The sequence below is a fragment of the Rhodopseudomonas telluris genome, assembly GCF_042432815.1.
GTDB classification, from domain to species: Bacteria; Pseudomonadota; Alphaproteobacteria; order Rhizobiales; family Xanthobacteraceae; genus Rhodopseudomonas; species Rhodopseudomonas telluris.
Genome location: NZ_JBHLWM010000005.1, coordinates 987172 through 1011615, shown reverse-complemented (window position 1 = coordinate 1011615; position 24444 = coordinate 987172). Strand labels below are relative to the sequence as shown.

Below are 24444 nucleotides of genomic sequence, written 5' to 3'. Positions count from 1 at the left end.
ACCGGCCGTCATTGCGAGGAGCGAAGCGACGAAGCAATCCAGCAGCGCATTGCACGGCGCTGGATTGCTTCGCTGCGCTCGCAATGACGGAGCGGGGAGAGCGTCCCGTCGATAGCTGACGCCGGCAGCCTGCTCCTCTAAGGTCGTACCTCTCTCCCGACTCGTCAGGTTCCTTATGCCCGTTCGCCAGCTTCCCGAAACCATCGTCAACCGCATCGCCGCCGGTGAGGTGGTGGAGCGGCCGGCGAGTGTGGTGAAGGAGCTGGTCGAGAACGCGATCGATGCTGGCGCCAGTCGGATCGACATCTTCAGCGATGGCGGCGGGCGGCGGAAGATCGTGATCGCCGACGACGGCTCGGGCATGACGCAGACCGACCTCGCGCTCGCCGTCGATCGCCACGCCACCTCCAAGCTCGACGACGAGGACCTTCTGCAGATCCGCACGCTCGGGTTTCGCGGCGAGGCGCTGCCGTCGATCGGCGCGGTGGCGCGGCTGTCGATCACCACGCGCCACGCCGCCGAGCCGCACGCCTGGGCGCTGCGCGTCGAGGGCGGCGACAAGACCCCGATCGCGCCGGCAGCGCTGTCACAAGGCACCCGCGTCGAGGTCGCCGATCTGTTCTTCGCGACGCCGGCGCGGCTGAAGTTTCTCAAGACCGACCGCACCGAGGCCGAGGCGATCCGCGAAGTGGTGCGGCGCCTGGCGATGGCGCGGCCCGACATTGCCTTCACGCTGGCCGGGGAGGAACGCGCGCCGGTGACCTGGGCGGCCGCGCTGCCCGGCGCGCCGGGGCAACTGATCCGGCTCGGCGACATTCTCGGCGCGGATTTCCGCGCCAACGCCATCGAGGTTCGCGCCGAGCGCGAAGGCGTGATGGTCGAAGGCTTTGCCGCGGCGCCGTCGCTGACGCGCGCCAATGCGCTCGGGCAGTATCTGTTCGTCAACGGCCGGCCGGTGCGCGACAAGCTGATCCTCGGCGCGGTGCGCGGCGCCTATGCCGATTACTTGCCGCGCGATCGCCATCCGGTGCTGGCGCTGTTCGTCACGCTGGATTCGCGCGAGGTCGACGCCAACGTGCATCCGGCCAAGACCGAAGTGCGCTTCCGCAACGCCGGGCTGGTTCGCGCGCTGATCGTGCACGCGCTGAAGGACGGTCTCGCGCGCGAAGGCCGCCGCACCGCCGCCAACAGCGCCAGCAGCGTGATCTCGACGTTCCGTCCCGGGCCGGCGCCGCCGGCGAATTGGGACTGGCGCAGTTCGCCGTCCTATCCGGTCGGCGGCGGTGCGGGCTTTGCGACGCCTTCGTTTGCGGAGCGCACCCAGGCGGCGTTCGATGTCGGTGCGCCCAGCGCGGACGTGCGCCATCATGAGGTTGCTCCCGACCTGCTCGATCGGCCGCTTGGCGCGGCACGGACGCAGATTCACGAGACCTACATCGTGTCGCAGACCCGCGGCGGGCTTATCGTGGTCGATCAACACGCCGCGCACGAGCGCATCGTCTATGAGCGGCTGAAAGCCTCGCTCGACGCCAATGGTGTGCAGCGCCAGATCCTGCTGATTCCCGACATCGTCGAGATGGACGAGGCGACGGTGGAGCGCCTGCTCGTGCGCGCCGACGAGTTGGCGAAGTTCGGCCTGGTGATCGAAAGCTTCGGCCCCGGCGCGGTCGCGGTGCGCGAGACGCCGTCGCTGCTCGGCAAGACCGACGCGGCCTCGCTGCTGCGCGATCTCGCCGAGCACATGGCCGAATGGGACGAGGCACTGCCGCTGGAGCGCCGCCTGATGCATGTCGCGGCGACAATGGCCTGCCACGGCTCTGTGCGGGCAGGGCGCGTGCTCAAGCCCGAGGAAATGAACGCGCTGCTGCGCGAAATGGAATCGACGCCCAACTCCGGCCAATGCAACCACGGCCGCCCGACCTATGTCGAACTTACGCTAACCGATATCGAGAAGCTGTTCGGGCGGAGGTAGTTGGCTTGTTTCTGACGCGATGTAGCGTGTAGCGTAATGCTTGCGCCCCAAGCACGGCGCGCTCCCTCTCCCGCTTGCGGGAGAGGGCTGGGGTGAGGGCGACGCGGGCACTGACTGAATGTTCGCGGAGAGGAGTACCCTCACGCGGATCGCTGCGCGATCTGACCTCTCCCGCAAGTGGGAGAGGTTGCGCCGTGTCCGATCTTGACGTCTTTCGAAAGGAAATTCCGGTGGCGATTACCGTGCAAGCGCCACCGGATGACTCGTTGTTAGTTGGCGCCGAGAAGCCCGTCCCCAATCAGGGCCGCTCAGTGCTCAAAACACCTTCCGGATCCAGCCGTGCGTATCCGGAGCGCGGCCGTATTGGATGTCGATGAGTTGCTTGCGCAGGCCCATCGCCACATCGCCGGCGGCACCGCCGCTGATGGTGAAGTCGCCGCTCGCCGAGCGGACCGTGCCGATCGGCGAGATCACCGCGGCGGTGCCGCAGGCGAAGGCTTCCTTCAGCTTGCCGCTGGCGGCATCGGCGCGCCACTGGTCGATGGTGTAGGCCTCCTCCCGCACGGTGCGGCCGGCCTCGCGCGCCAGCGCGATGATCGAGTCGCGGGTGATGCCGGGCAGGATGGTGCCGAGCGGCGGCGTCGAAAGTGAGCCGTCCTCGAACACGAAGAACACGTTCATGCCGCCCAGCTCTTCGATGTATTTGCGCTCGACCGCGTCGAGGAACACCACCTGATCGCAGCCGTGCTCGATCGCCTCGGCCTGCGCGCGCAGCGACGCCGCATAGTTGCCGCCGCATTTGACGCCGCCGGTGCCGCCGATCGCCGCACGGGTGTAGTTCTCCGACACCCAGATCGACACCGGGGCCGGGCCGCCCTTGAAGTACGAGCCGACCGGCGAGGCGATCACCGAGAAGATGTATTCGGCCGACGGCTTGACGCCGAGGAAGATCTCGCTGGCGATCATGAACGGCCGCAGATACAGGCTGCCTTCGCCGCCCGGGATCCAGTCGCGGTCGATCCGCACCAGCTGCTCGATCGCCTCGATGAAGATCTCTTCCGGAAGCTGCGCCATCGCCATGCGATCGGCGCTGTCGCGGAAGCGCCGCGCATTGGCGTCCGGCCGGAACAGGTTCACGCCGCCGTCGGAGCGCTTGTAGGCCTTCAGCCCCTCGAAGATCTCCTGCGCGTAGTGCAGCACGGCGGTGGCCGGATCGAGCGGGAAGTTGCCACGGGATTCGATCTTGGCGCTGTGCCAGCCCTTGCCGTGCTCATAGCGCACGATCGCCATGTGATCGGTGAACACCCGGCCGAAGCCCGGGTCCTTCAGCTTGTCGACGCGGTTTTGCAGTTCTGTCGGTTGCGCCGTGGGCTGGATGTCGAAATTCAGCCAGACCGAGCCGTCGACCTTCTTGTCGAACGAGATTCCCATGGACCTGTCTCCTGGATCGGCGCGCCTGCAGGTGGCCGTGTTGGGCGAGCCCGGCAGTCGCCGGCCGCGCTGGGTGAGTGGCCCCCGGCCGCGCCGGGAGACATGCTTTGGCGGAATCTTCGAACTCCGCTATGTTTCGGCCGAGCCGTCCGACATTCGCATGCACGCCGTTCTGCCGCATCTGGTTATCGGACTGCGGGGTGAAAGGTCGCAAGCGGAATAGTCGAATATTTCGTCTTGGTCGGCGGTTTTGTAACATAAGACCCAGATATGTCAACATGACTGACATAAATTTCAAAGGTTTGGGGCGGGGGGACGATCGCGCGCCCGCTGCCCCGACGCGTCCGATGGCTGAGGATGCGCCCACGGCGCCGCCGCGCTGGGACATTATCGAGCTGTTGTTTTTCGCCTATCGGGACTTCGTCGGAGATGCCGACCACGTGCTGGAAGCGTTCGGTTTCGGCCGCGCCCATCACCGGGTGGTGCATTTCGTCTGCCGTTATCCGGGCCTGACCGTGGCCGATCTGCTCGACGTGCTGCGCATCACCAAGCAGTCGCTCGGCCGCGTGCTGAAGCAGCTGCTCGACGAGGGCTATATCGTCCAGAAAGCCGGCGACAGCGACCGCCGCCAGCGCCTTCTTTTCGCCACCCCCAAGGGCGAGGCGCTGGTGGTGAAGCTTGCCGGGCTGCAGACCGATCGCATCGCCCACGCGCTGCGGGGTTTTGGCCCGCGCGAAGCCGAGGCCGTGAGCAAATTCCTGCGCGCCATGATCGACCGCGATGATCCGGACAAGGTTCTCCAGGCCATCCTGCAGTCGAGGGACGGCGCCAGCGCAAAGGATGTGACGTGATTCAGCTCGCAGCATTGGCGAAGAAGCCGGTCCGCCCCGCCGACGACGCCCCGCATCTTCTGCTGGTCGACGACGACCGGCGGATCAGGGATCTGTTGTCGCGCTTTCTCGCCAGCGAAGGCTATCGCGTCACCACGGCGCAAAGCGTGCCGGACGCGCGCGCCAAGCTGGCCGGACTGAATTTCGACCTGCTGATCCTCGACGTGATGATGCCGGGTGAGACCGGCTTCGATCTGGCGAGGTCCATCCGAGTCGATTCCGACGTGCCGATCGTGATGCTGACGGCGCGCCACGAGGCCGAGGCGCGGATCGAAGGTCTGCAGCTCGGTGCCGACGACTACGTCGCCAAGCCGTTCGAGCCACGGGAATTGCTGCTGCGGATCTGCAATATCCTGAAGCGGACGTCCCCCGCGCCAGCCGCCAAGGCCGAGACGATCGCGTTCGGGCCCTACGTGTTTCACATCGATCGCGGCGAACTGCGCCAGGGCGATGAAATCGTCCATCTCACCGACCGAGAGCGCGACATGCTGCGCGTGCTGGCGGCCGCGCCGGGCGAGACGGTGCCGCGCGGCGACCTGACCGGCGGCGGCGGCAATGCCAACGAGCGCGCCGTCGACGTGCAGATCAACCGCCTGCGCCGCAAGATCGAACGCGACCCCGCCAACCCGCTATTCCTGCAAGCCGTCCGCGGCATCGGCTATCGCCTGGTGGCGGCGCCGTAACACTCATGAGCACACTCGACACCGGTCTTACGCTGATCCGCTCCGCGTCGCGGCGGGTGTCGGCGGCCAATGGCTGGATGGGGCAGCGCTTCAACGACTTCATGCCCAAGGGGCTGTACGCCCGCGCGCTGCTGATCATCATCGTGCCGATGGTGCTGCTGCAATCGGTGATCGCCTTCGTGTTCATGGAGCGGCACTGGAACACGGTGACGCAGCGGCTGTCGGCGGCGGTGGTGCAGGACATCGCGGCGCTGATCGATGTCTACAAGAGCTATCCGCAGGACAAGGACAGCGCGGCACTGCGCCGCATCGCGCAGACCCGTCTCGGCCTCGTGGTCGATTTCCTGGGACCGGGCGAGATGCCGCCGCCGGGGCCGAAGCCGTTCTTCTCGCTGCTCGATCAGTCGATCAGTAAGCAGATCAGTCGGCAGATCGCGCGGCCGTTCTGGATCGACACCGTTGGCCGTTCCAACCTGGTCGAGATCCGCATTCAGCTCGACGATGCGGTGATGCGGGTGTTCGCGCTGCGCAGCGCCGCCTATGCGTCGAATTCGGAGATCTTCCTGCTATGGATGGTCGGCACCTCGACGGTACTGCTGATCGTCGCGGTGCTGTTCCTGCGCAACCAGATCCGGCCGATCCTGCGACTCGCCGATGCCGCCGAGAGCTTCGGCAAGGGCCGCGACGCGCCGAACTTCAAGCCGCGCGGCGCGCGCGAGGTGCGGCGCGCGGCTTATGCGTTCATCGAAATGAAGAGCCGTGTCGAACGCTCGATCGAGCAGCGCACCGCGATGCTTGCAGGCGTCAGCCACGATCTGCGCACCATTCTGACGCGCTTCAAGCTCGAACTCGAACTGATCGGCGACGCGCCCGAGACCGAGGGCATGCGCAAGGACGTCGACGAGATGTCGGCGATGCTCGAGGCGTATCTGGCGTTCGCGCGCGGCGACAGCGGCGAGCAGGCGCAGCCGACCGATATGACGGCCGCGCTCGAAGAACTGCGCAGCGATGCCGAGCGTCATGGCCACACCGCGACGGTCTCGTTCAGCGGCCAGCCGGTTGTCACGGTGAAGCCGGCTTCGTTCAAGCGCTGCCTCGCCAATCTGGTGTCGAACGCCGCGCGCCATGCCGACACCATCGCCATCACCGGGCAACGCGATCATCGTTATCTCACGGTGATGATCGACGACGACGGCCCGGGCATTCCAATGGCGATGCGCGAGGAGGTCTTCAAGCCGTTCCTTCGGCTCGACGACGCCCGCAATCAGGACGAAGGCGGCACCGGCCTCGGCCTCGCCATCGCCCGCGACATCGCCCGCTCGCACGGCGGCGACATCACGCTCGGCGACAGCCCGATGGGCGGATTGCGGGCGACGGTGCGAGTGCCGGTGTAACCGCGCACGCGGTTTCGACCGTCCGTGTAGCTCGAAGCGCTGCCACATCTCCAGTCGTCATCACCCGCGCATGCGGGTGATCCAGTATCCCAGAGCGTGCGTTGTAACTAACGAAAGCTCTGGGATACTGGGTCGCCCGGTCGAGCCGGGCGATAACGGTGGCGTGTGGCGCGGCGCTTACTTCGCCAGTTCCCGCGAGCGCTTCGCCGCTGCCGCGACGGCCTTGGTCAGCAGCGGGCGGAAGCCGTCGTTGGCCATCAGCACTTCGAGCGCAGCTGCCGTCGTGCCGCCGGGCGAGGTGACGTTTTTGCGTAGCGTCGCGGCATCCAGATCCGAGCGATGCAGCAATTCGCCGGAGCCCGCCACCGTGGCGCGGGCAAGCGTCATCGCCAGCGTTTCGGGCAGGCCGGCCTCGACACCGGCGCGGGCGAGTTCTTCGGCGAGCAGGAACACGTAAGCGGGGCCGGAGCCCGATACGGCAGTCACCGCATCTATCAGGCCTTCGTCTTCGACCCACTCGACGCCGCCGGTCGCGCGCAGTAGCGCATCGGCGATGGCGCGCTGCTCGGGCGTGACGTCATCCGCCGCCACCGCGACGGTGATGCCGCGGCCGATCGCGGCCGGCGTATTCGGCATCGCGCGAACGACATGACCGCCGACGCCGGCCGCCAGTGTCGCGATCGGCTTGCCGGCCATCACCGACACGACCAGCGTGGACGGCCCGACATAGGCGCGCAGCGCGTCGGCCGCGGCCGCGAAGGTCTGCGGCTTCACCGCCACCACCAGCGTCGATACCGCGCCGACATTGCCGGCGGCGGCATTGATGCGGACGCCGCGCGCTGTCAGCGCCTTGATATCGTCGGAGGGCTGCGGATCGACCACCACCACATTGCCGGCGTCGAGGCCCTGCGCCAGCCAGCCGAGCAGCATCGCGCCACCCATTTTGCCGGCCCCGGCGAGAACGAGTGAGCCAGTCATCAGGTCGAAGGGTTTGGACGGCACGGCGGAGCTTCCTCGGCTGGACAGAGACACGCTGGCGTAGGCCGGACGGGCAACCATTTCAACCGCACAGATCTCACGAGCGCGGCGGCGTCCCATGCATGGCGGCCGAAGCTCAGAGCGGCTTCTTGTAGAACAGCCGCTGCGAGCCGCGGGGATGATCCGCGAGGGTGCCGAACACCTCGTAGCCGCGCTTCTCGTAGAAGCCCGGCGCCTGGAAGGCGTAGGTGTCGAGCCAAACTCCGACGCAGCCGCGGTCGCGTGCGATCGTCTCGGCCCGGGTCAGGACCTCGGTGCCCAGGCCGGCGTGTCGCGTCGAGTCGGGCAGGGCCAGCAGTTCGACGAAAAGCCAGTCATAGGTGATGCGGCCCCACAGCCCGCCGATGGCGGCGCCGGTCTCGGGATCTTCGACGAGCACGCAGATCTGCTGAAAGCCGGACGGGCCGGCGGCTTTCTCGTTATGGGCGATCAACGCGTTCAGGACGGCGGCGCGATCCTGATCGCCGGGCGTATCGGGAACGACGATGCGCGGCCGCGCGCTCACGCCTCGCCTTCGGTATCGAACATCGCGGCGCTCATCGCTTCGGACGCCGTCTTGCCGGCCCACACCGTGAACTGGATCGCCGGGTAGTAACGCTCGCAGGCCGTGATCGAACTGATCAGCATCGTCTCGCATTGCGCGCTCGTCGCCGACAGCCCACCGGGAAGTATCAGCGCCTGCCGATACATGATCGTGCCGGTATGCGTCCAGATATCGAAGTGACCGACCCAGAGCTGCTCGTTGATCGCCGCGATCAGCCGCTGCGTCTCGCCGCGCCGTGCGGTGGGAACCTTCATGTCGAAGGCGCAAGCCAGATGCAGCGCTTCGATCTCGCCCATCCAGGTGAAGGACAGCGTGTAGTCGGTCCACTGGCCCTTGGCCGCGATGGTGATTTCGTCTTCGCCCGACCGCTCGAATACCAGATCGTTCGAGGCTGCGATGTCCTCGACCGCTGCGAGCGGGTTGGTGTTGCGGGAATCGAAGATGCCTTCGAGCATGGCCATGCCGTCTCGACCTTTAGTTAGGATGTGCCTGATACGTGGCAGGTCTGTACGCGCCTGTGCCCGGTGGATCGTGCATCGCGCGTGATCCGGACGAACCGAGGTTGCAGTGATGAAATGATGTGATTTGCCGAATCCGTGCAATCCCGAGGCGAGTCCATCCACAGCCAAAGGGCGGCCCGTCCACAGTTCGATCATCTCGCCATAGAACAAAACGGAATCGGATTCGCGTGTGACGAGTCGGGTGGTTCGATTTCACCTATCGCGAGTCTGGCGAGCGCGTTGCAGCTTGTCGGACACGTCGTCCCTCGGGCCGGACTTTGATTCGAGCGCAGGCGCTGGTAGCCTGAGCTTCGTTCCAGAGCCGAGGTGAGTGCCCGATGACCGAGACCACGACAGATCCCACCGTAGCGCCGCCTGCGTCCGCCGCGTATCCGCGGTTTGCGCGGCCGCAGCGCGTGGCTTTCGTGCAGTCGTCCTGGCATCACGACGTGGTGGCCGAATGCTGGCAGGCGTTCGCGCGCGAGATCGTGCTGCGCGGCGTCGCGGAGGCGCAGGTCGATCTGTTCGAGGTGCCGGGCTCGTTCGAAATTCCGCTCCACGTCCAAACGCTCGCAAAGACGCGGCGCTATACGGCGATCGTCGCCGCCGGTCTGGTGGTCGATGGCGGCCTCACCGGCTTCGTCGCCGAGACCGTCATCCGCGCGCTGATGGACGTGCAACTTAGGACCGAGGTGCCCGTGTTCTCGGCGATCGCGACGCCGCAATCCGTCGACAGCGGTGATGAGCAGACCGCGTTCTTCAAGCAGCACTTCGCCACCAAGGGCGCCGAAGTCGCGCACGCCTGCGCCGACACGCTGCTCAGCCTCGAACGCCTGCGCGGCCAGGTCGCGGCGGGGATCGTTTAGTTAGCTGCACACGGTCAAGCGAAGATCAGCTGCCGGGCTCTCTCCGTCATTCCGTGGCGCCGCGCAGCGGAGAACCCGGAATCCATATCCCCTGGACCCGCCTGGAGGCACGAAGCGGCAGTCTCGGTGCATCAACATCGTGCGCCGGGGTTATGGATTCCGGGTTCGCGCGTTGCGCGCCCCGGAATGACAACCGAGAGGGTGATGGATCAGTCGAACAGGCTCGACACCGACTCTTCCGACGCTGTGCGGCCGATCGCTTCGGCGATCAGCGAGGCGATCGAGAGCGTGCGGATGTTGTGGGCGCCGCGGACCGCCTCGGTCGGCTGGATCGAGTCGGTAATCACCAGTTCCTTCAGCTTGGAGCCGGTGATGCGGGCGCAGGCGCCGCCCGACAGCACGCCGTGGGTGATGTAGGCGTAGACGTCGGTAGCGCCGTTGGCGAGCAGCGCCTCGGCGGCGTTCACAAGCGTGCCGCCGGAGTCGACAATGTCGTCGAGCAGGATGCAGGTGTAGCCCTCGACCTCGCCGATCACGTTCATCACTTCGGACTCGCCAGCGCGTTCGCGGCGCTTGTCGATGATCGCCAGCGGCGTGTTGAGGCGCTTGGCGAGACCGCGGGCGCGGACCACGCCGCCGACGTCGGGCGACACCACCATCGCCTTCGACAGGTCGAAGCGCTCCTTGATGTCGCGCACCATCACCGGCGAGGCGTAGAGATTGTCGGTCGGGATGTCGAAGAAGCCCTGGATCTGGCCGGCGTGCAGATCGAGCGTCATGACGCGATCGACGCCGGCGTGGGTGATCAGGTTGGCGACCAGTTTGGCCGAGATCGGCGAGCGCGAGCCGACCTTGCGGTCCTGCCGGGCGTAGCCGAAATACGGGATCACCGCGGTGATGCGGCGCGCCGAGGCGCGGCGCAGCGCGTCGGTGATGATCAGGAGTTCCATCAGGTGATCGTTCGCCGGGAACGAGGTCGACTGGATGATGAAGACGTCCGAGCCGCGGACGTTCTCCTGGATCTCGACGAAGATCTCGTTGTCGGCGAAGCGGCGGACGCTGGCCTTGGTCAGCGGCATCTTCAGCCAGTCGGCGATGTCGCGCGCCAGAGCGGGGTTGGAATTGCCCGCCACCAGTTTGACGGAGCCGTTCTTGCCCGACATCGACGCGTCTCCCCGCGTGGTGGATACTACGTTCAGCATATCGGTTGACTCACGAAAAACGGACGTCTTTGCGAGCGCAGGTGATATCAGCCGCTGGCGTGCGATGGCAACCCGTCGCAGGCGGTTTTCCGATGCGGATTCGACATAGGTAGCGTTCAGCGAGCGGCGAAGCTCATTGAGCTTGCGGGCGCTTCCGCGCTCGCCGCGGCGGGTTCTGCGCTCGCGATCGCGGGGCCGGACGATGCCGGTGCGGCCGGCTCCGATGGCGCGGAGGGGGCGGACTCGGCCGGTAAGGTCCCGTTCACCAATCCGCCGACGCCGGTCAGCCCGGCTTGCGCGATCCTTCGCAGCACCGTGTCGTCGGCGAGGCCCCAGGCATCGGCACGGCCGCCGGAGCGACCAGCCGGCTCCTCGCCGGACAGCCGCAGCGCGCGTTGCTGATTGCGGTCGTACACGTCCCAGACCCAGGCGATGTTGGTGCGATTGCCGCGAACCTGCGCCGACAGATAGCTGCGCACCCGATAGGCGGCGGCGCCGTCACGCGACACAACGGCGACCCGGCGGAGCTTGGCCTCGCTGTCAAGCACCGAGACCATGCGGTCGAACACCTGCGGCGGCGGGCCGTCGATCGAGTCGAACGCGATGGTCGATCCGCCGGCCGAAGCCATCGGCCCTGCGCCGGGGCCGCCTTCGGTGACGCAGCCCGCCAAACCACCCATCAGGCCCAGCAGCAGGGCGGCGCGCGCAAATCGCGAGGCGGGCTGAGGAAGGCGGCGAGTCGTCATGCAGGGTCCCGTCGGAAGGCGCGGCCGCGAAGCCGCCGGACGGACCAAGCGATATCGTTAAAATGCGTTAAGGTCTAGGGTGGGGCGGTCCCCAGGTTAACCATTGAGGTTCGCGGTCTAATCAGATTTAGCTAAAATTTTCAGAAGTTTACGTCGATTTGTCCGGGCGCGCGAAGCCCACAGCTGTAAACGACCTTGGTTAATGGCCGTTCACCTTTGCGCGGACGACGCGCGAGCAGGCTATGGCTCCAGCGCGATCGCGTGGACGGCGCGGCCGTAGTCCGGCTCGGCGCGGTGGACGGAGCGGCGATAGCTGAAGAAATTCTCGTCCGGATAGGTGTCGATGCCGGTGTCGTCGATCGCGATCACGCCCGCGGTTTCCAGCCGCATCCGGATGAAGCCGCCGAGGTCGAACATCGCATGGCCAGGGCGGGCCGCCGGGATGAAGAACCGCGCATAATCCGGGCTGGCTGCGGCGAACCGCGCGACGAATTCGTCGCCGACTTCGTAGCTCGGCTGGCGGATCAGCGGGCCGATCGCCGCAACGACGCGGCTGCGATCGGCTCCAAGCTTGTCCATGGCGTCGAGCGTGGCTTCCAAAATGCCGGTCAGCGCGCCCTTCCAGCCGGCATGGGCCGCACCGATCACCCGCGCGTCGGGATCGGCAAACAAGATCGGTCCACAATCCGCGGTGGTGACGCCGAGCGCCAGTCCCGGGACCTTGGTCACCAGCGCATCGGCCTTCGGCCGCGCCGCGTTGTCCCACGGCGCCTCGACCACCGCGACGTCCGGCGAATGCACCTGATACAACGTCAGGAAGTGCTCCGGCGGCACGCCCATCGTCTGCGCCATCCGCCGCCTGTTCTCGGCGACGGCGGCGGGATCGTCGTTCGAGCCGATGCCGCCATTGAGGCCGGCATAGATGCCCTGCGATACGCCGCCCTCGCGGTTGAAGAAGGCGTGGCGCACCCCGGGCAGGGCGGCAAGCTGCGAGGAGCTGATCGTCATGCCGGCTGCCCTTCTGCGGCGTGTCGGGCGTCGTCGCTCAGTGCGACCAGCGAGGTGATCGCCGGATCGGACACGCCCAGCACCTTGAACATCGAGCCCATCGCGCCGCGGCCTTCCCCCGTGAGACGCTTCAGCGCGCCGGAGATGTCTTCGGACACCTGCGGCGTGGCCTTGGCCATCAGCGACACCGCGCGCGTTTCGATGCCGAGCCGCTTCAGGAACTCGCCCTGCGTCACCGGGCCGTGCGTGCGGGCGCCGACGTCCTCGGCGGCGCGGGCGAGCGCCTGGAAGTCGACATGGGCGGTGAGGTCGGCGCGGCCGGGGCTCTGCAACGGATCGGCGAAGCTGTGCCTGGCGATCGCCTGGAAGGTGTCGCCGACGTCGCTGCGGACATGGCCGTAATCGATGATCAGCGCCGCACCGCCCTGGTCACGCACCCGCGCGGCGATCCGCATCATCTCGGCATCTGGGCGCCACTCGAACACCGCGCCGACCGGCGCCATCCGGACCAGCGGCGGCAGCAGCACATCGAAACGCGGGATCGGGTCGGGCGCGACGCCGAACACCAGCGCGCCGCTGCCGCTGATCTCGACCACGCGCTCGTGCCAGCCGGTTTCGCGCTTGACCGCCTGATGGATCGGCAGCACGTCGAAATATTCGTTGGCGAGGATCACCGCCGGGCCGTCCGGCACTTCGGCGAAGTCAGTGTGCCAATGCACGTTGCGGATGCCCGCCAGCGTCGCCTTCTGCTTTTCGCGCAAGACCGGGTTGATCTCGACCAGGTGGACGCTGAGCGCCTGATACAGCGGCGGCAGCACGCGCAGGGCGCGCAACGCATCCGCCATCATGGTGCCGCGGCCGGGACCGATTTCGACCAGCCGCAACGTGCTCGGCTCGCCGGCGGCGGTCCACACCGACGCCGACCACAGCCCGAGCAGTTCGCCGAACATCTGGCTGATCTCGGGAGACGTGGTGAAGTCGCCCTCGCGGCCGAGTGGATCGCGCGACACGTAGTAGCCGTAGTCCGGGTGGTTGAGGCACAGCTCCATGTAGCGCCAGACCGGCATCGGGCCGGCCGATTTGATCAGCCGCTTGATCTCTTCGGAGAGCGCCGAGAAGTCGGTCACTTGGTCGCCTCGCTGGAGCCGGCGGGCAGGGACGTGGACTGCGGCGCGCGCTTGGCGCGGCGTGCCAGCAGCATCACCACGATGCCGGCGATCACCATCGGCACCGACAGCAGCATTCCCATCGTCAGCCCGCCCCACAGGAAGCCGAGCTGCGGATCTGGCTCGCGGAAGAACTCGCCGGTGATGCGGGCCAGTCCATAGAAGGTGAGGAAGGCGCCGATGATCAGGCCCGGCCGCTTCAGGGCGCCGGCGCGGATCATCAGTGCCAGGATCAGAAACAGCACGATGCCTTCCAGGCCCGCTTCATAGAGCTGGCTCGGATGCCGCGGCAGTGGGCCGGCATGCGGAAACACCATCGCCCACGGTACGGTGTCGTCGGCCGGGCGGCCCCACAATTCGCCGTTGATGAAATTGGCGATGCGGCCGAGAAACAGGCCGATCGGCCCGACCGCGCAGGTGATGTCGCCCAGCGACGCGATCGAGACGTTGCGCTTCCAGCCGAACAGCGCCACCGCCACGACGCAGCCCATAAAGCCGCCGTGGAACGACATGCCGCCCTTCCACAATTCGAAGATCTCGGCCGGATGCGTGATGAAGAAGTCGAGATTGTAGAACAGCACGTAGCCGGTGCGGCCGCCCAGGATGATGCCGATCGTCACCCACAGGATGAAGTCGTCGAACTGGACAGGAGTGATCGGCGCCGGGCCGCCCCACAGCCGCTCCCGCTGCAGCAGCATCCGGGCATACAGCCAGCCGAGCAGGATGCCGGCGATATAGGCGAGCGCGTACCAGCGGATCGCGAACGGGCCGATCGCGACGGCCACCGGGTCGAAAACGGGGAAGGCGATGGCAAAGAAGGGCATTGTTCGATTGCCTTAACCGCAAAGCCTGCGCCGGTACAGCGCCAATTGCCGGGCACCGCGGTCTGATCCTTAAATCGGCCTTGCGACGCGGGTGCGAACGTCGCAAGGAGTGCCCCATCGGGCGGGCCAGCCCGGCGCGCGCGTTGCGCGGCCTTGAAGTGGGCCCGATCGATCGCCATTGTCACCGCCGAGGCCCGCTCGGCCTGTAACCGCGCACGACGCCTGACGGAGATCTCGACCATGACCCAGACCAGCAACCGGATTTTCGACGAGATCGGACGCCTGATGAACGACGCCGCCGGCGCCGCCCAGGGCGTCAAGCGCGAGGTCGATGCGGTGGTCCGCAGCCAGGCCGAAAAGATCCTGCGCGACCTCGACCTGGTGAAGCGCGAGGAGTTCGAGGCGTTCAAGGAGATGGTCCGCCTCGTCCGCGAGGAAAACGAAGCCCTCAAGGCCCGTATCGCCGCTCTCGAAGCCCGCCAGGGTGGCGGCTCCGAACCCCCGACCGCGATGGCGTAGTAGGCGCCGGTTGGCCCCCTCCCCCTCGCGGGGAGGGTTGGCCGAGCGAAGCGGAGGCCGGGGTGGGGGGCCCCGAGCGCTAAGCCTGCGGCTACCCCCACCCGACCGTCCTTACGGCCGGCCACCCTCCCCGCAAGGGGGAGGGAGACGAGCGATTTCCTTGTCATTTGCGGCCTTTGCCGCTAGAAACCCGGCACGTCCGTGGCCCCCGCACCCCTGGAGGCTTGCCGCGGCGTCTGCACGAGGCCGCGTTGCGGCCTTTAATTTTTGACAAATCAAGGACTTACAACGATGGCGAACGTCTTGGAATTGAAGGCGACCGCGCGTCCGAAGAGCGGCAAGGGGGCCGCCCGGGCAGAGCGTCGCGCCGGCCGCGTGCCGGGAGTGATCTATGGTGACAACCAGCCCCCGCTGCCGATCTCGGTCGAAGACAAGGAACTGCGCCTGCGCATCCAGGCCGGCCGCTTCCTGACCACGATTTTCGACGTCGTTCTCGACGGCAAGAAGCATCGCGTGATTCCGCGCGACTATCACCTCGACCCGGTGAAGGACTTCCCGCTGCACGTCGACTTCCTGCGGCTCGGCGCCGGCGCGACCATCCGCGTCTCGGTGCCGCTGCATCTGAAGGGTCTTGAAGTCGCTCCGGGCGTGAAGCGCGGCGGCACCTTCAACATCGTCACCCACACCGTCGACCTCGAAGCTCCGGCCGACAACATTCCGCAGTTCATCGAAGCCGACGTGTCGACCCTCGACATCGGCGTGTCGCTGCATCTGTCGGACATCGCGCTGCCGACCGGCGTCAAGTCGGTGTCGCGCGAGGACGTCACGCTGGTCACCATCGTGCCGCCGTCGGGCTTCAACGAAGAGAACAAGGCGGCTGCGGCCGGCGCTGCGGCGCCTGCGGCTGCTGCTGCGGCGCCTGCCGCCAAGGCTGGTGCGGCCAAGGCTCCGGCTGCTGCCGCCAAGGCTCCGGCTGCTGCTCCGGCAGCGAAGAAGAAGTAATCCGGCGCGAGACGCCGTCCCATGCGCTTGTTTGTCGGGCTGGGCAATCCTGGAGCGAAGTACCAGGACAACCGGCACAACATCGGGTTCATGGTCATCGACCAGATCGCACGGCGTCATGGCTTCTCGCCATGGCGCCGTCGCTTTCAGGGCGAGACCGCGGACGGCACGCTGGACGGCGAGCGCGTCACGCTGCTCAAGCCGCTGACCTACATGAACGAGTCCGGTCGCGCCGTGCAGGATGCGGCGAGCTTCTACAAGATCGGGCAGAGCGAGGTCGCGGTGTTTCACGACGAGATCGAACTGCCGCCCGCCAAGGTTCGCGTCAAGGTCGGGGGCGGCATCGCCGGCCACAACGGCCTGCGCTCGATTTCGGCCCATATCGGAAACGATTACTTGCGGGTCCGGCTCGGCGTCGGTCATCCGGGCGCGAAAGAGCTGGTGCACAATCACGTGCTCGGCGATTTTGCCAAGAGCGAGCGGCCGTGGGTCGAAGCGCTGTGCGAGATCGCCGCCGACAACGCCGGCCTGATCGCCAAAGGCAAGGACGCCACCTTCGCCAACAAGGTGCATCTGGCGATGCAGGCCAAGGGATTTTTGGACAACGACAAAGGCGAGCCGAAGGGCAGCAACAAGTAGGAGCGTCATTGTCGGTGAAGCGCGAAGCCGTATCGCTTCCAGTTTCCCGGCGATCCATCATCTGGCGAAGAAGATGGATGTGCGGGTCAGGCCCGCGTATGACGCATCACCTTAGTAGCGGCGCCAAGCTCGAACAGCGGGACATACCATGGGCTTCAAATGCGGGATCGTCGGGCTGCCGAATGTCGGCAAGTCGACGCTGTTCAATGCACTCACCGAGACCGCGGCGGCGCAGGCGGCAAACTATCCGTTCTGCACCATCGAGCCGAATGTCGGTGAAGTGGCGGTGCCGGACCCGCGGCTCGACAAGCTCGCCGAGGTCGGCAAGTCGCAGCAGATCATTCCGACGCGACTGACCTTCGTGGATATCGCCGGCCTGGTGAAGGGCGCCTCCAAGGGAGAAGGCCTCGGCAACCAGTTTCTCGCGACCATTCGCGAGGTCGACGCCATCGCCCATGTCGTGCGCTGCTTTGAAGACAGCGACATCACCCACGTCGAAGGCAAGGTCGCGCCGCTCGCCGATATCGAGACGATCGAAACCGAGCTGATGCTCGCCGATCTCGAGAGCCTCGAGAAGCGCGTCGACAACCTGACCAAGAAGGCCAAGGGTGGCGACAAGGACTCCAAGGAGCAGCTCGAGCTGGTCACGCGTGCGCTGACGCTGCTGCGCGACGGCAGGCCGGCGCGTTTCCTCGAGCGCAAGCCGGAGGAAGAGCGGGCGTTCCGGATGCTCGGCCTGCTGACGTCGAAGCCCGTTCTTTACGTCTGCAACGTCGAGGAGAGCTCTGCGGCGGACGGCAACAAGTTCTCCGAGCAAGTGATGGCGCGCGCCAAGGAAGAAGGCGCGGTCGCCGTGGTGATCTCGGCGAAGATCGAGTCCGAGATCGCCACGCTGTCACGTGAAGAGCGTGTGGACTTCCTCGATACGCTCGGCCTGCATGAGGCCGGCCTCGACCGCCTGATCCGTGCCGGCTACGAGCTGCTGCACCTGATCACCTACTTCACGGTCGGCCCCAAGGAAGCCCGCGCCTGGACCATCACCAAGGGCACCAAGGCGCCGCAGGCGGCTGCCGTGATCCACACCGATTTCGAAAAGGGCTTCATCCGAGCCGAAACGATCGCCTACAACGATTATGTGACGCTCGGCGGCGAAGCCGGTGCCCGCGACGGCGGCAAGCTGCGGCTCGAAGGCAAGGAATACGTCGTCGCCGACGGCGACGTGATGCATTTCCGCTTCAATACCTGATCGGATGAGGGGGCGCTGAGCGAAGCGGAGCCCATCCGATTTTTGCGCACCCATCCAAGAGTCATTCCGGGCGCGCGAAGCGCGAACCCGGAATCCATACACCGCAGCGGTGCCGTAACGTACCGCAGGCGACACGAACGTCCGTTGCACAGCCGAGAGTCGAGGGGATATGGATTCCGGGTTCGCCGCTGTGCGGCGCCCCGGAATGACGATCGATAGGTCGGGCAGGAGCTACCTGAATCCCTGCTGATCCCGGATGGCGCCCAGATGTTCGTTGATGCGGAACACGATCAGGATGAATTCCGCGATGATGCGCGTGAACACGATGCCGACCAGGATCGAAGCCAGGCTCGACAGCACGATGATGAAGCCGCCGAACGGGCTCACCGCCATCGCGGCAAGGCCGGAAAACACCCCCGAAATGCCGAACAGCACCGTCACCGCGATCACCAGCCAATAGAACGGCTTGATAATGGCCGGCGTAATGAAGCGGTCCCATTGAAACAGGTCGCGAAAGTTGAACATAGTGATCTCCCCAGCAATCGGATCGCGGCTTGTGATTGCCGCCAATAACGGCCACAATCGGGCCTCCCGCCAGCAAATGCCATGAACCTCCTGACCTTCGAAGACTTTCCCCCCGGTCACTTCGGCCGCTTCGGTCCTCGCCGCGTGACGCGCGAAGAGATCGTCGCTTTCGCTGCCGAATTCGATCCGCAGCCGATGCATCTGGACGAGCGCGCCGCCGCCGCCTCCATGCTGCAGGGCCTGTCCGGCTCGGGCTGGCATCTGTCGTCGCTGATGATGCGAATGATGTTCGACGGCTTCATCAAGGACACCGCCTCGCTCGGCTCGCCCGGCGTCAACGAGATGCGCTGGATGGCGCCGCTGCGGCCGGGCGACGATCTCACCATCGAGGTCGACGTGGTCGAGGCGCGGGTGTCGAACAGCCGCCCCGAGACCGGCATCGTCACCTTCAAGTGCCACGTTCGCAACGCCAAGGGTCAGATCCTGTGCGAGATGGTCTCGCCGATCATCATCCGGCGCCGCGACGCGGCACTCGCGAACGAATCGAATTAGCAGACACAGCGAGTCATCCGATGCGTTTCTTCGAAGACCTGCAAGTCGGGATGCGCCGCGAGCTCGGCTCCTATCAGTTCACGGCGGAGAACATCGTCGCCTTCGCCAAGCAATTCGATCCTCAGCCGTTTCATCTCGATGAAGAGGCCGGCCGCCGCTCGCTGTTCGGCGGCCTTGCCGCGTCAGGTTGGCACGTCGCGTCGGCCTGCATGCGGCTGCTGGTGCTCGAGCGCCAGAACGAGGCGGCCGCCGAGGCCGCGCGCGGCGAGCCGGTCGCCGTGTGGGGCCCGTCGCCGGGCTTCCGCGATCTGCGCTGGGTGAAGCCGGTGCTTGCCGGTGACACGATCTCTTATGCTAACGAGATCGCGTCGGTGCGTGCCTCTGATTCGCGGCCCGAATGGGGGATCATTCAGGGCCGGAACACCGGCACCAATCAGCGCGGCGAACTGGTGTTCTCATTCCTTGCCACGGCCTTCGTACCGAAGCGTCCGGCGGGGGACTGAGGCCAGGGGGCAACAACCGTTCTGATTTTAACCAAATGCGGCTGTTTTGTGCGAGACGGCCGCGGAACGGCCATTCTATTAAGACGTTGTGAACCCTGCACGGGCATTGCTCGACATAGTTGCAGGACGAGGGGACTAGAAGACGATGGCGGACCAGGCTGGACTGAAATGGGTGGGTTTTATTTTCGCCACCATCACTTTGGCCGTCATGATCACCACCGGCATGGTGGTGAAGGGCTACGCGGATGGCGCGTACTCCTTCGACGTCCCAGCCGTGACCTCCAGCCACTGAGCTGTCGAGGCTTCGAGCGCCGCGCGGCGCTCGCGTTAATCCTTTCTTAACCAGCTCGGATCGGGACGCACCACGCAGCCGGCGATGTCGACGGCTGCGCGTTCGCGCGCGATCGGGCCGGCGGCTTGCAAAACAAAAGTGCAGCCACCTCGCGATGGCTGCACTTTGTAGTTGTCGTGCGGTGATGGGAGGACGGCGCTCAGCCGTTGCGCAGGTTCTCGGCGCTGCGCTTCCACTGCGAGACGTTGTCCGCAATCATGCGGGTCGATTTCATCGCCTGCTGGCTGAGCTGGGCGTAGCCGGAGATCTCGCGCTGAACGCGCTGGCCTTCGGCGTGCAGCAGGTCGCGCAGCGCTTCCAGCTCACCAATCAGGTTTTCGATCTCGGCCAGCGAGGTGCCGGCGACGCGCTGGATCAGCGAATTGACATTGGACACGGTGGCCTCGGCGCTGGCGTCGAACGACGGGGTGGCAGCGGCCGGAGTCTCGGTGCTGGTCGACGCGCCCGTCGAGGGCCGGCGCAGATAGGCGATGTCGTTGCGGACGAAGTCACGGATACCCGCTTCGACTTCCGAGACCGCGGCGAGGTTCTCGTCGATCTCAGGAGTCTCGATCTTCTCGGATGGAATGGCATTCATCGGCTGTTCCTTTGCATGAGCGTCGAGCAGCGCGGTGTGTCCCCCGCACGCCAAGTTGCGAAACCATCACTACAGCGCATTTTGACAGTATCGCGGCCAATCTGCGGCAACGGGCCGGTGTTTCGACGAAATCACTAACGGTTTGCTAACGATGGCGGCGGGTTGCCCCCGCCCGTCAGGCAATCCGCGGCAGCGCGATCGGCTGGCCGAGCGCTTGTTCGACCAGATCGAAGGTGTCGATCAGGATCCGCATGTTGACGAGTTTGCCGTGCCGGAATTGGGCGAACTGCGCCATCCGCAGGCTGATCGGCTTGTTGGTATCGAGCGCCGTGAGTGAGTAGCGGATCATCGACGCCGACGTATCAACGCCGAGCATGATCGCCTCGCGGTCGAAGCGATGGATACGGATGTTGTCGGCGATCTGCCGGCAGACGTCCAGCACCGCCGCCTTGCCGTGGCGGGCGCCGAAGAACGGAAACATCTCGATCGGGCCGTACATGGCCCAGTCGATGTCTTCGTCGATCATGTCCGCGAGCTCTTGATCGCGGCCTTCGTTCAGGGCGCGATGCAACGCACGCGAGAAACGCCAGAGATTATGCTCTGTCATCTGAAATTCCGGATTGTGGAACGGAATGGGCGTCGGCAATGGAGCCGAAGGCGACATCCTCGTCGCCACGCCTGTCGCCATTGCTGCTAATGAGAAGGCGAATTAGATGCGTTAAAACTAAAAATCAACTCACATTGTGCAATGCACAAATGTCGTGCCGTCACAGAGGCGCCTGCCCCCGAGGCAAAGCTTCGCCAGCGCTGCTTTTATCGCTCGATAAGCGTCCCGATCGCCAGAATAAAGGAAGCCCGGCCAGGAACTCCCAGCCGGCTATGCACTGAGCAGAGGTGTGCGTTGCGAGCAAAGAACCGACCGCGAGGGCTGCGCGGCAACCAATGGCGCTCGGATCAGCAGGTGATTCGCCTTAAGGCCACACCGATCGGGTGGGGCACCGCGTACTCCGGCGTACGGTTCTCCGCGCACGATGTCGCGTGCGCAGAGCCTTGATCAGGATTTGGCTTTCCGCGCCTTTGCCTTTGTCTTCGCCTTGGGCTGCTTGGCTTTGCCGCCCGCAGCCTTGGCTGCGCTCTTCGCGGGAGCGGCCGTGGCCGGCTTGTCCGCTGCCTTGGCGATCGCCTTGCTCTGTTCGCTCGCGGCGATCTCGACCGCGCGTCGCATCGCGCGCGCATAGGAGTCGGCGGCATTGTCGGCGGCGACCTGCAGCCGCTTGGCGGCCGCCTGTCCTTGCTCCATCGCCGCCTGCGCCAGCGCCTTCGCGCGGGCCTTGCCGGCCGCGTCCTTGGCCTTGGCGGCGAGGCCGAGATAGTGATCGCGCCGCGCCTTCACCGCGCCGGTGAGCGTCTTGTTCTGCTGCTTCGCGAGCTGCCGGATGATGCCATCCAGATCGGCGTCGGCCATTCCTGTCGTCCCCCAAAGTCGCCTGACATTCGTCGCGGCGGAATATGCGTGCGCCCGCGCGGAATGGCAATTCGCCACAGCGCGCGCAAGGCTTGACTTCACGGCCGGCTCGGACAATCTCGCCGCCAAGCCCCGATAAACAACCCCGATAAATCAGACAACAACAGGGAGAACAAGAAATGGCAGACGCCTACATCATCGACGCCGTCCGCACCCCCCGCGGCATCGGCAAGGTCGGCAAGGGCAAACTGGCGGATATGCATCCGCAACATCTCGCCGCCGCCGTGCTCAAGGCGATCGCCGAGCGCAACAAGCTCAACACCGCGGAAGTCGATGATATCATCTGGTCGACCTCGACCCAGCGCGGCAAGCAGGGTGGCGACCTCGGCCGCATGGCGGCGCTCGACGCCGGTTACGACATCAAGGCCTCCGGCACTACGCTCGATCGTTTCTGCGGCGGCGGCATTACCGCGGTGAACTTCGCCGCGGCGCAGATCATGTCCGGCATGGAAGACGTGGTGATCGCCGGCGGCACCGAGATGATGTCGCTGACCGGCGCGATGGCCGCCGAGGACATGGCCGCCGGCAAGCCGCCGCTCGGCATGGGCTCGGGCAACGCGCGTCTCGCCAAGGTGCATCCGCAATCGCATCAGGGCATTTGCGGCGACGCCATCGCCTCGATGGAAGGCATCAGTCGCGAGGCGCTCGACGCGCTCGGGTTGGAGAGCCAGCGCCGCGCTGCGATCGCCATCAAGGAAGGCCGCTTCGACAAGAGCATCATCCCGGTCAAGGACGACGACGGCAATGTCGTGCTGGCCAAGGACGAATATCCGCGTCCGGAGACCACCGCCGAAGGCCTCGCCGCGCTGAAGCCGGCCTTCACCGCGATGGCCGACTATCCGCTCGACGACAAGGGCACCACCTATCGCAAGCTGATCAACCAGAAGTATCCGGACCTCGAGATCAAGCACGTCCACCACGCCGGCAACTCGTCGGGCGTGGTCGACGGCGCCGCCGCGGTGCTGCTGACGTCGAAGACGTACGCCGACGCCCACGGCCTCAAGCCGCGTGCCAAGATCGTGGCGATGGCCAATATCGGCGACGATCCGACGCTGATGCTGAACGCCCCGGTGCCGGCGGCGAAGAAGGTGCTGGAGAAGGCGGGTCTCAAGAAGGAGGACATCGACCTCTGGGAGATCAACGAGGCCTTCGCCGTGGTCGCCGAGAAGTTCATCCGCGACCTCGACCTCGACCGCGAGAAGGTCAACGTCAACGGCGGCTCGATCGCCCTCGGCCACCCGATCGGCGCCACCGGCGCGATCCTGATCGGCACCGTGCTCGACGAACTCGAGCGCCGCGGCCTGAAGCGCGGCCTCGTCACGATGTGCGCCGCCGGCGGCATGGCCCCGGCGATCATCATCGAGCGGGTGTGAGGCGAGGAGCAGTTTCGCACGCCTATGGCGACATCGGGTAGTCCGTGCGGCGTTGAGGAACTGAACTAACTGAAAAGGGCGGCGTCCTGCGCCGCCCTTTTTTGTTTCGTCGTCCGACCACGGTCCCTCATGGTGAGGAGGCGCGCAGCGCCGTCTCGAACCATGAGGCGGCACAGACTCGTCGCCATCCTTCGAGACGCCCGGCTTCGCCCTGCGGGCTTCGCCGGGCTCCTCAGGATGAGGTCGGTGCGTGTCGGGGCTGGAGCGGGGATGTCACTGCGTCCACACATCGAAGAGACGTCGAGCTAATTCCTCGCCAAGAAGGCCGCGGCCTTCTTCCTGGTCGGGAAGCGTCCTAATTCTCGATAGTCCGGATGATGTTCCGCAGTTTTGGGCGAGCGCATAGCGACGAATTTCTTGCCCTCTTGGACGATCAAGTCAGTCAGATCATTGCTGTCGAGCGGTGACATGTGGCGAGCCCCGCAATGCGGGCAATCGTCGTCGCACATGCAGGACCACTCGTCGCTCCAAAAGCGACCGCAACGGTCACATCGGTAGATATTGAGAAACCAAGCCAAGCTCGCTTCCTCATTTGATCAAGCGATAATTTCCTCGCCCCACGAATTCGAGGAGCCCACGGTCCCGCAGATACTGAAGCTGCTGTCGAATCTTCGGTCGAACGTTCTGGTTTCCCGGGTAGAGCTTGCTCAGGTGTCGATCGAAAGCGTAGACCTCATCCAGCGAGAACTCCGGTCTGCCGATCGACTCGACACAGTTCATAACATCGAGCAGCCAGCCCTTTGTCTCGAGAGATTCCTGCCGGAGAAAAAGCGTCTTCTGCCATTCTTCCAGCACAAGGTCTTTCGGGCGGATGCTCCGGTTCTGGACGATGTGTATCTTACCTGACTCTGGAATACGGCCGAGCAAAATGTTCGATCCGATCCAGCCGGCGCGGCGGGCCGTCGGTGACAGGGGTTTTCGCGCCTCGATGATCTCCCGGACGAAGAAGTGCTTCGGTACGATAAAGAGATTGATGACTTCGAGCGATTTGCGATCGTAATTCATCAACAGCAAGTTCGGATTGTTACTCTCAGCCAGACGTTCGCATTTCGTTTTGTACGCGCCGTCGGCTACCGTCGAGCCAAATCTAGTCTTCTGGCTCTTCAGCTCGAACTCTTCCTGACAGGAGGAGCAGTAGAAGTCGGCCAGTGGCTTGTTGTTGGGGAATTGCGAAATCTGCGGATGACCGCAATGCGGACAGTATGCCCAGGTCTTCACCCAGGTCTCTGTCCAGACCCGGGCATTCTGTGAGCCGCTGGTGTAGGCCGTCTGCGTTTCTTCAAAGCCGAGCTTCATGGCTCAACCTA

Annotated in this window: 26 protein-coding genes; 12 read left to right on the top strand and 14 right to left on the bottom strand. The window is 65.5% G+C overall.

The features are described from left to right. Positions 1-175: 175 nt before the first annotated feature. The gene (gene mutL / locus ACFFJ6_RS16260) at positions 176-1972 is read left to right on the top strand and encodes a DNA mismatch repair endonuclease MutL (RefSeq protein WP_378389519.1); all 1797 of its coding nucleotides are present in this window, start codon (positions 176-178) and stop codon (positions 1970-1972) included. Between the two features lie 315 nt (positions 1973-2287). Here the strand turns inward: mutL and ACFFJ6_RS16255 are convergent, their stop codons facing one another. After that, positions 2288-3403 carry a branched-chain amino acid aminotransferase gene (locus ACFFJ6_RS16255; protein WP_378389517.1) on the bottom strand — a complete coding sequence of 372 codons (1116 nt, stop codon included), beginning with the start codon at positions 3401-3403 and terminating at the stop codon, positions 2288-2290. A gap of 278 nt (positions 3404-3681) precedes the next feature. On the opposite strand from ACFFJ6_RS16255, the gene ACFFJ6_RS16250 reads away from it, so the two are divergent. The 3 genes from ACFFJ6_RS16250 to ACFFJ6_RS16240 are packed head-to-tail and all read left to right on the top strand — an operon-like array spanning position 3682 to position 6370. Beyond that, complete coding sequence (locus ACFFJ6_RS16250) at positions 3682-4254, top strand: MarR family winged helix-turn-helix transcriptional regulator (RefSeq protein WP_378389726.1); 573 nt, start codon at positions 3682-3684, stop codon at positions 4252-4254. Next, positions 4251-4976: a response regulator gene (locus tag ACFFJ6_RS16245; protein WP_378389515.1), complete on the top strand. Its 726-nt coding sequence runs from the start codon at positions 4251-4253 to the stop codon at positions 4974-4976. Before ACFFJ6_RS16250 ends, ACFFJ6_RS16245 begins: the two co-directional genes overlap by 4 nt. A gap of 5 nt (positions 4977-4981) precedes the next feature. Then, positions 4982-6370, top strand: a complete 1389-nt coding sequence (locus ACFFJ6_RS16240; RefSeq protein WP_378389513.1) for an ATP-binding protein — start codon at positions 4982-4984, stop codon at positions 6368-6370. Positions 6371-6547: 177 nt separating this feature from the next. Here ACFFJ6_RS16240 and proC read toward each other — a convergent pair whose 3' ends face one another. From proC to ACFFJ6_RS16225, 3 genes are all read right to left on the bottom strand, one after another. Next, positions 6548-7348, bottom strand: coding sequence for a pyrroline-5-carboxylate reductase (gene proC, locus ACFFJ6_RS16235; RefSeq protein ID WP_378389724.1), 801 nt, complete (start codon positions 7346-7348; stop codon positions 6548-6550). A gap of 136 nt (positions 7349-7484) precedes the next feature. Then, on the bottom strand, positions 7485-7913 hold the full coding sequence (locus ACFFJ6_RS16230) for a GNAT family N-acetyltransferase (RefSeq protein WP_378389511.1): 429 nt from the start codon (positions 7911-7913) through the stop codon (positions 7485-7487). Then, on the bottom strand, positions 7910-8413 hold the full coding sequence (locus ACFFJ6_RS16225; protein ID WP_378389509.1) for a type III secretion system chaperone family protein: 504 nt from the start codon (positions 8411-8413) through the stop codon (positions 7910-7912). Before ACFFJ6_RS16225 ends, ACFFJ6_RS16230 begins: the two co-directional genes overlap by 4 nt. A gap of 377 nt (positions 8414-8790) precedes the next feature. Between ACFFJ6_RS16225 and ACFFJ6_RS16220 the strand changes: the two genes are divergently transcribed. Beyond that, on the top strand, positions 8791-9318 hold the full coding sequence (locus tag ACFFJ6_RS16220) for a 6,7-dimethyl-8-ribityllumazine synthase (protein ID WP_378389507.1): 528 nt from the start codon (positions 8791-8793) through the stop codon (positions 9316-9318). 209 nt (positions 9319-9527) lie between these two features. Here ACFFJ6_RS16220 and ACFFJ6_RS16215 read toward each other — a convergent pair whose 3' ends face one another. From ACFFJ6_RS16215 to lgt, 5 genes are all read right to left on the bottom strand, one after another. Continuing rightward, positions 9528-10481: a ribose-phosphate pyrophosphokinase gene (locus ACFFJ6_RS16215; protein ID WP_378389505.1), complete on the bottom strand. Its 954-nt coding sequence runs from the start codon at positions 10479-10481 to the stop codon at positions 9528-9530. 155 nt (positions 10482-10636) lie between these two features. Next, entirely contained in the window at positions 10637-11266 is a 630-nt protein-coding gene (locus ACFFJ6_RS16210) for a hypothetical protein (RefSeq protein ID WP_378389503.1), read from the bottom strand. 240 nt (positions 11267-11506) lie between these two features. Then, the gene (gene pgeF, locus ACFFJ6_RS16205) at positions 11507-12274 is read right to left on the bottom strand and encodes a peptidoglycan editing factor PgeF (protein WP_378389501.1); all 768 of its coding nucleotides are present in this window, start codon (positions 12272-12274) and stop codon (positions 11507-11509) included. Continuing rightward, a complete protein-coding gene (locus ACFFJ6_RS16200; protein WP_378389499.1) occupies positions 12271-13401 on the bottom strand; it encodes a class I SAM-dependent methyltransferase in 1131 nt (376 codons plus the stop codon). Before ACFFJ6_RS16200 ends, pgeF begins: the two co-directional genes overlap by 4 nt. Then, the gene (gene lgt / locus ACFFJ6_RS16195; protein WP_378389497.1) at positions 13398-14264 is read right to left on the bottom strand and encodes a prolipoprotein diacylglyceryl transferase; all 867 of its coding nucleotides are present in this window, start codon (positions 14262-14264) and stop codon (positions 13398-13400) included. The genes ACFFJ6_RS16200 and lgt overlap by 4 nt, the downstream gene beginning before the upstream one ends. 240 nt (positions 14265-14504) lie before the next feature. Here lgt and ACFFJ6_RS16190 point away from each other — a divergent pair, with 240 nt between their 5' ends. The 4 genes from ACFFJ6_RS16190 (at position 14505) to ychF (ending at position 17670) form a co-directional block, all read left to right on the top strand. Next, positions 14505-14783 (top strand): accessory factor UbiK family protein, encoded by a 279-nt coding sequence (locus ACFFJ6_RS16190; RefSeq protein ID WP_378389495.1) that lies wholly within the window; start codon positions 14505-14507, stop codon positions 14781-14783. A 291-nt stretch (positions 14784-15074) separates the two neighbouring features. After that, complete coding sequence (locus tag ACFFJ6_RS16185; RefSeq protein WP_378389493.1) at positions 15075-15785, top strand: 50S ribosomal protein L25/general stress protein Ctc; 711 nt, start codon at positions 15075-15077, stop codon at positions 15783-15785. A 21-nt stretch (positions 15786-15806) separates the two neighbouring features. Further along, complete coding sequence (gene pth / locus ACFFJ6_RS16180; protein ID WP_378389491.1) at positions 15807-16424, top strand: aminoacyl-tRNA hydrolase; 618 nt, start codon at positions 15807-15809, stop codon at positions 16422-16424. Between the two features lie 148 nt (positions 16425-16572). Further along, positions 16573-17670: a redox-regulated ATPase YchF gene (gene ychF, locus ACFFJ6_RS16175; protein WP_378389488.1), complete on the top strand. Its 1098-nt coding sequence runs from the start codon at positions 16573-16575 to the stop codon at positions 17668-17670. Between the two features lie 231 nt (positions 17671-17901). On the opposite strand, the gene ACFFJ6_RS16170 is transcribed toward ychF, so the two are convergent. Further along, positions 17902-18195, bottom strand: coding sequence for a DUF4282 domain-containing protein (locus tag ACFFJ6_RS16170; protein WP_378389486.1), 294 nt, complete (start codon positions 18193-18195; stop codon positions 17902-17904). Between the two features lie 81 nt (positions 18196-18276). Here ACFFJ6_RS16170 and ACFFJ6_RS16165 point away from each other — a divergent pair, with 81 nt between their 5' ends. Beyond that, on the top strand, positions 18277-18747 hold the full coding sequence (locus ACFFJ6_RS16165; RefSeq protein ID WP_378389484.1) for a MaoC family dehydratase: 471 nt from the start codon (positions 18277-18279) through the stop codon (positions 18745-18747). 20 nt (positions 18748-18767) lie between these two features. Beyond that, complete coding sequence (locus tag ACFFJ6_RS16160; RefSeq protein WP_378389482.1) at positions 18768-19250, top strand: MaoC family dehydratase; 483 nt, start codon at positions 18768-18770, stop codon at positions 19248-19250. A 491-nt stretch (positions 19251-19741) separates the two neighbouring features. Here ACFFJ6_RS16160 and ACFFJ6_RS16155 read toward each other — a convergent pair whose 3' ends face one another. The 3 genes from ACFFJ6_RS16155 to ACFFJ6_RS16145 form a co-directional block, all read right to left on the bottom strand. Continuing rightward, the gene (locus ACFFJ6_RS16155; protein ID WP_378389480.1) at positions 19742-20179 is read right to left on the bottom strand and encodes a hypothetical protein; all 438 of its coding nucleotides are present in this window, start codon (positions 20177-20179) and stop codon (positions 19742-19744) included. A 175-nt stretch (positions 20180-20354) separates the two neighbouring features. Then, positions 20355-20786 carry a nuclear transport factor 2 family protein gene (locus ACFFJ6_RS16150; protein WP_378389478.1) on the bottom strand — a complete coding sequence of 144 codons (432 nt, stop codon included), beginning with the start codon at positions 20784-20786 and terminating at the stop codon, positions 20355-20357. Between the two features lie 447 nt (positions 20787-21233). After that, positions 21234-21644, bottom strand: coding sequence for a hypothetical protein (locus ACFFJ6_RS16145; protein ID WP_378389476.1), 411 nt, complete (start codon positions 21642-21644; stop codon positions 21234-21236). Positions 21645-21823: 179 nt separating this feature from the next. Here ACFFJ6_RS16145 and ACFFJ6_RS16140 point away from each other — a divergent pair, with 179 nt between their 5' ends. Further along, the gene (locus tag ACFFJ6_RS16140; RefSeq protein ID WP_378389474.1) at positions 21824-23077 is read left to right on the top strand and encodes an acetyl-CoA C-acetyltransferase; all 1254 of its coding nucleotides are present in this window, start codon (positions 21824-21826) and stop codon (positions 23075-23077) included. 588 nt (positions 23078-23665) lie between these two features. Here ACFFJ6_RS16140 and ACFFJ6_RS16135 read toward each other — a convergent pair. Further along, positions 23666-24433 (bottom strand): DpnI domain-containing protein, encoded by a 768-nt coding sequence (locus ACFFJ6_RS16135; protein WP_378389472.1) that lies wholly within the window; start codon positions 24431-24433, stop codon positions 23666-23668. Between the last annotated feature and the right edge of the window lie 11 nt (positions 24434-24444).

Bases quoted from the DNA above. Each gene is read 5' to 3' on its own strand.
- ACFFJ6_RS16170 (WP_378389486.1), bottom strand. From the start codon at position 18,195: ATGTTCAACTTTCGCGACCTGTTTCAATGGGACCGCTTCATTACGCCG.
- ACFFJ6_RS16185 (WP_378389493.1), top strand. From the start codon at position 15,075: ATGGCGAACGTCTTGGAATTGAAGGCGACCGCGCGTCCGAAGAGCGGC.
- ACFFJ6_RS16145 (WP_378389476.1), bottom strand. From the start codon at position 21,644: ATGGCCGACGCCGATCTGGATGGCATCATCCGGCAGCTCGCGAAGCAG.
- ACFFJ6_RS16240 (WP_378389513.1), top strand. From the start codon at position 4,982: ATGAGCACACTCGACACCGGTCTTACGCTGATCCGCTCCGCGTCGCGG.
- ACFFJ6_RS16215 (WP_378389505.1), bottom strand. From the start codon at position 10,481: ATGTCGGGCAAGAACGGCTCCGTCAAACTGGTGGCGGGCAATTCCAAC.
- ACFFJ6_RS16165 (WP_378389484.1), top strand. From the start codon at position 18,277: ATGAACCTCCTGACCTTCGAAGACTTTCCCCCCGGTCACTTCGGCCGC.
- ACFFJ6_RS16250 (WP_378389726.1), top strand. From the start codon at position 3,682: ATGACTGACATAAATTTCAAAGGTTTGGGGCGGGGGGACGATCGCGCG.
- ACFFJ6_RS16190 (WP_378389495.1), top strand. From the start codon at position 14,505: ATGACCCAGACCAGCAACCGGATTTTCGACGAGATCGGACGCCTGATG.
- ACFFJ6_RS16150 (WP_378389478.1), bottom strand. From the start codon at position 20,786: ATGACAGAGCATAATCTCTGGCGTTTCTCGCGTGCGTTGCATCGCGCC.
- ACFFJ6_RS16225 (WP_378389509.1), bottom strand. From the start codon at position 8,413: ATGGCCATGCTCGAAGGCATCTTCGATTCCCGCAACACCAACCCGCTC.
- lgt (WP_378389497.1), bottom strand. From the start codon at position 14,264: ATGCCCTTCTTTGCCATCGCCTTCCCCGTTTTCGACCCGGTGGCCGTC.
- ACFFJ6_RS16220 (WP_378389507.1), top strand. From the start codon at position 8,791: ATGACCGAGACCACGACAGATCCCACCGTAGCGCCGCCTGCGTCCGCC.
- ACFFJ6_RS16140 (WP_378389474.1), top strand. From the start codon at position 21,824: ATGGCAGACGCCTACATCATCGACGCCGTCCGCACCCCCCGCGGCATC.
- ACFFJ6_RS16255 (WP_378389517.1), bottom strand. From the start codon at position 3,403: ATGGGAATCTCGTTCGACAAGAAGGTCGACGGCTCGGTCTGGCTGAAT.
- ACFFJ6_RS16155 (WP_378389480.1), bottom strand. From the start codon at position 20,179: ATGAATGCCATTCCATCCGAGAAGATCGAGACTCCTGAGATCGACGAG.
- ACFFJ6_RS16210 (WP_378389503.1), bottom strand. From the start codon at position 11,266: ATGACGACTCGCCGCCTTCCTCAGCCCGCCTCGCGATTTGCGCGCGCC.
- ychF (WP_378389488.1), top strand. From the start codon at position 16,573: ATGGGCTTCAAATGCGGGATCGTCGGGCTGCCGAATGTCGGCAAGTCG.
- mutL (WP_378389519.1), top strand. From the start codon at position 176: ATGCCCGTTCGCCAGCTTCCCGAAACCATCGTCAACCGCATCGCCGCC.
- pgeF (WP_378389501.1), bottom strand. From the start codon at position 12,274: ATGACGATCAGCTCCTCGCAGCTTGCCGCCCTGCCCGGGGTGCGCCAC.
- pth (WP_378389491.1), top strand. From the start codon at position 15,807: ATGCGCTTGTTTGTCGGGCTGGGCAATCCTGGAGCGAAGTACCAGGAC.
- ACFFJ6_RS16135 (WP_378389472.1), bottom strand. From the start codon at position 24,433: ATGAAGCTCGGCTTTGAAGAAACGCAGACGGCCTACACCAGCGGCTCA.
- ACFFJ6_RS16160 (WP_378389482.1), top strand. From the start codon at position 18,768: ATGCGTTTCTTCGAAGACCTGCAAGTCGGGATGCGCCGCGAGCTCGGC.
- proC (WP_378389724.1), bottom strand. From the start codon at position 7,348: ATGACTGGCTCACTCGTTCTCGCCGGGGCCGGCAAAATGGGTGGCGCG.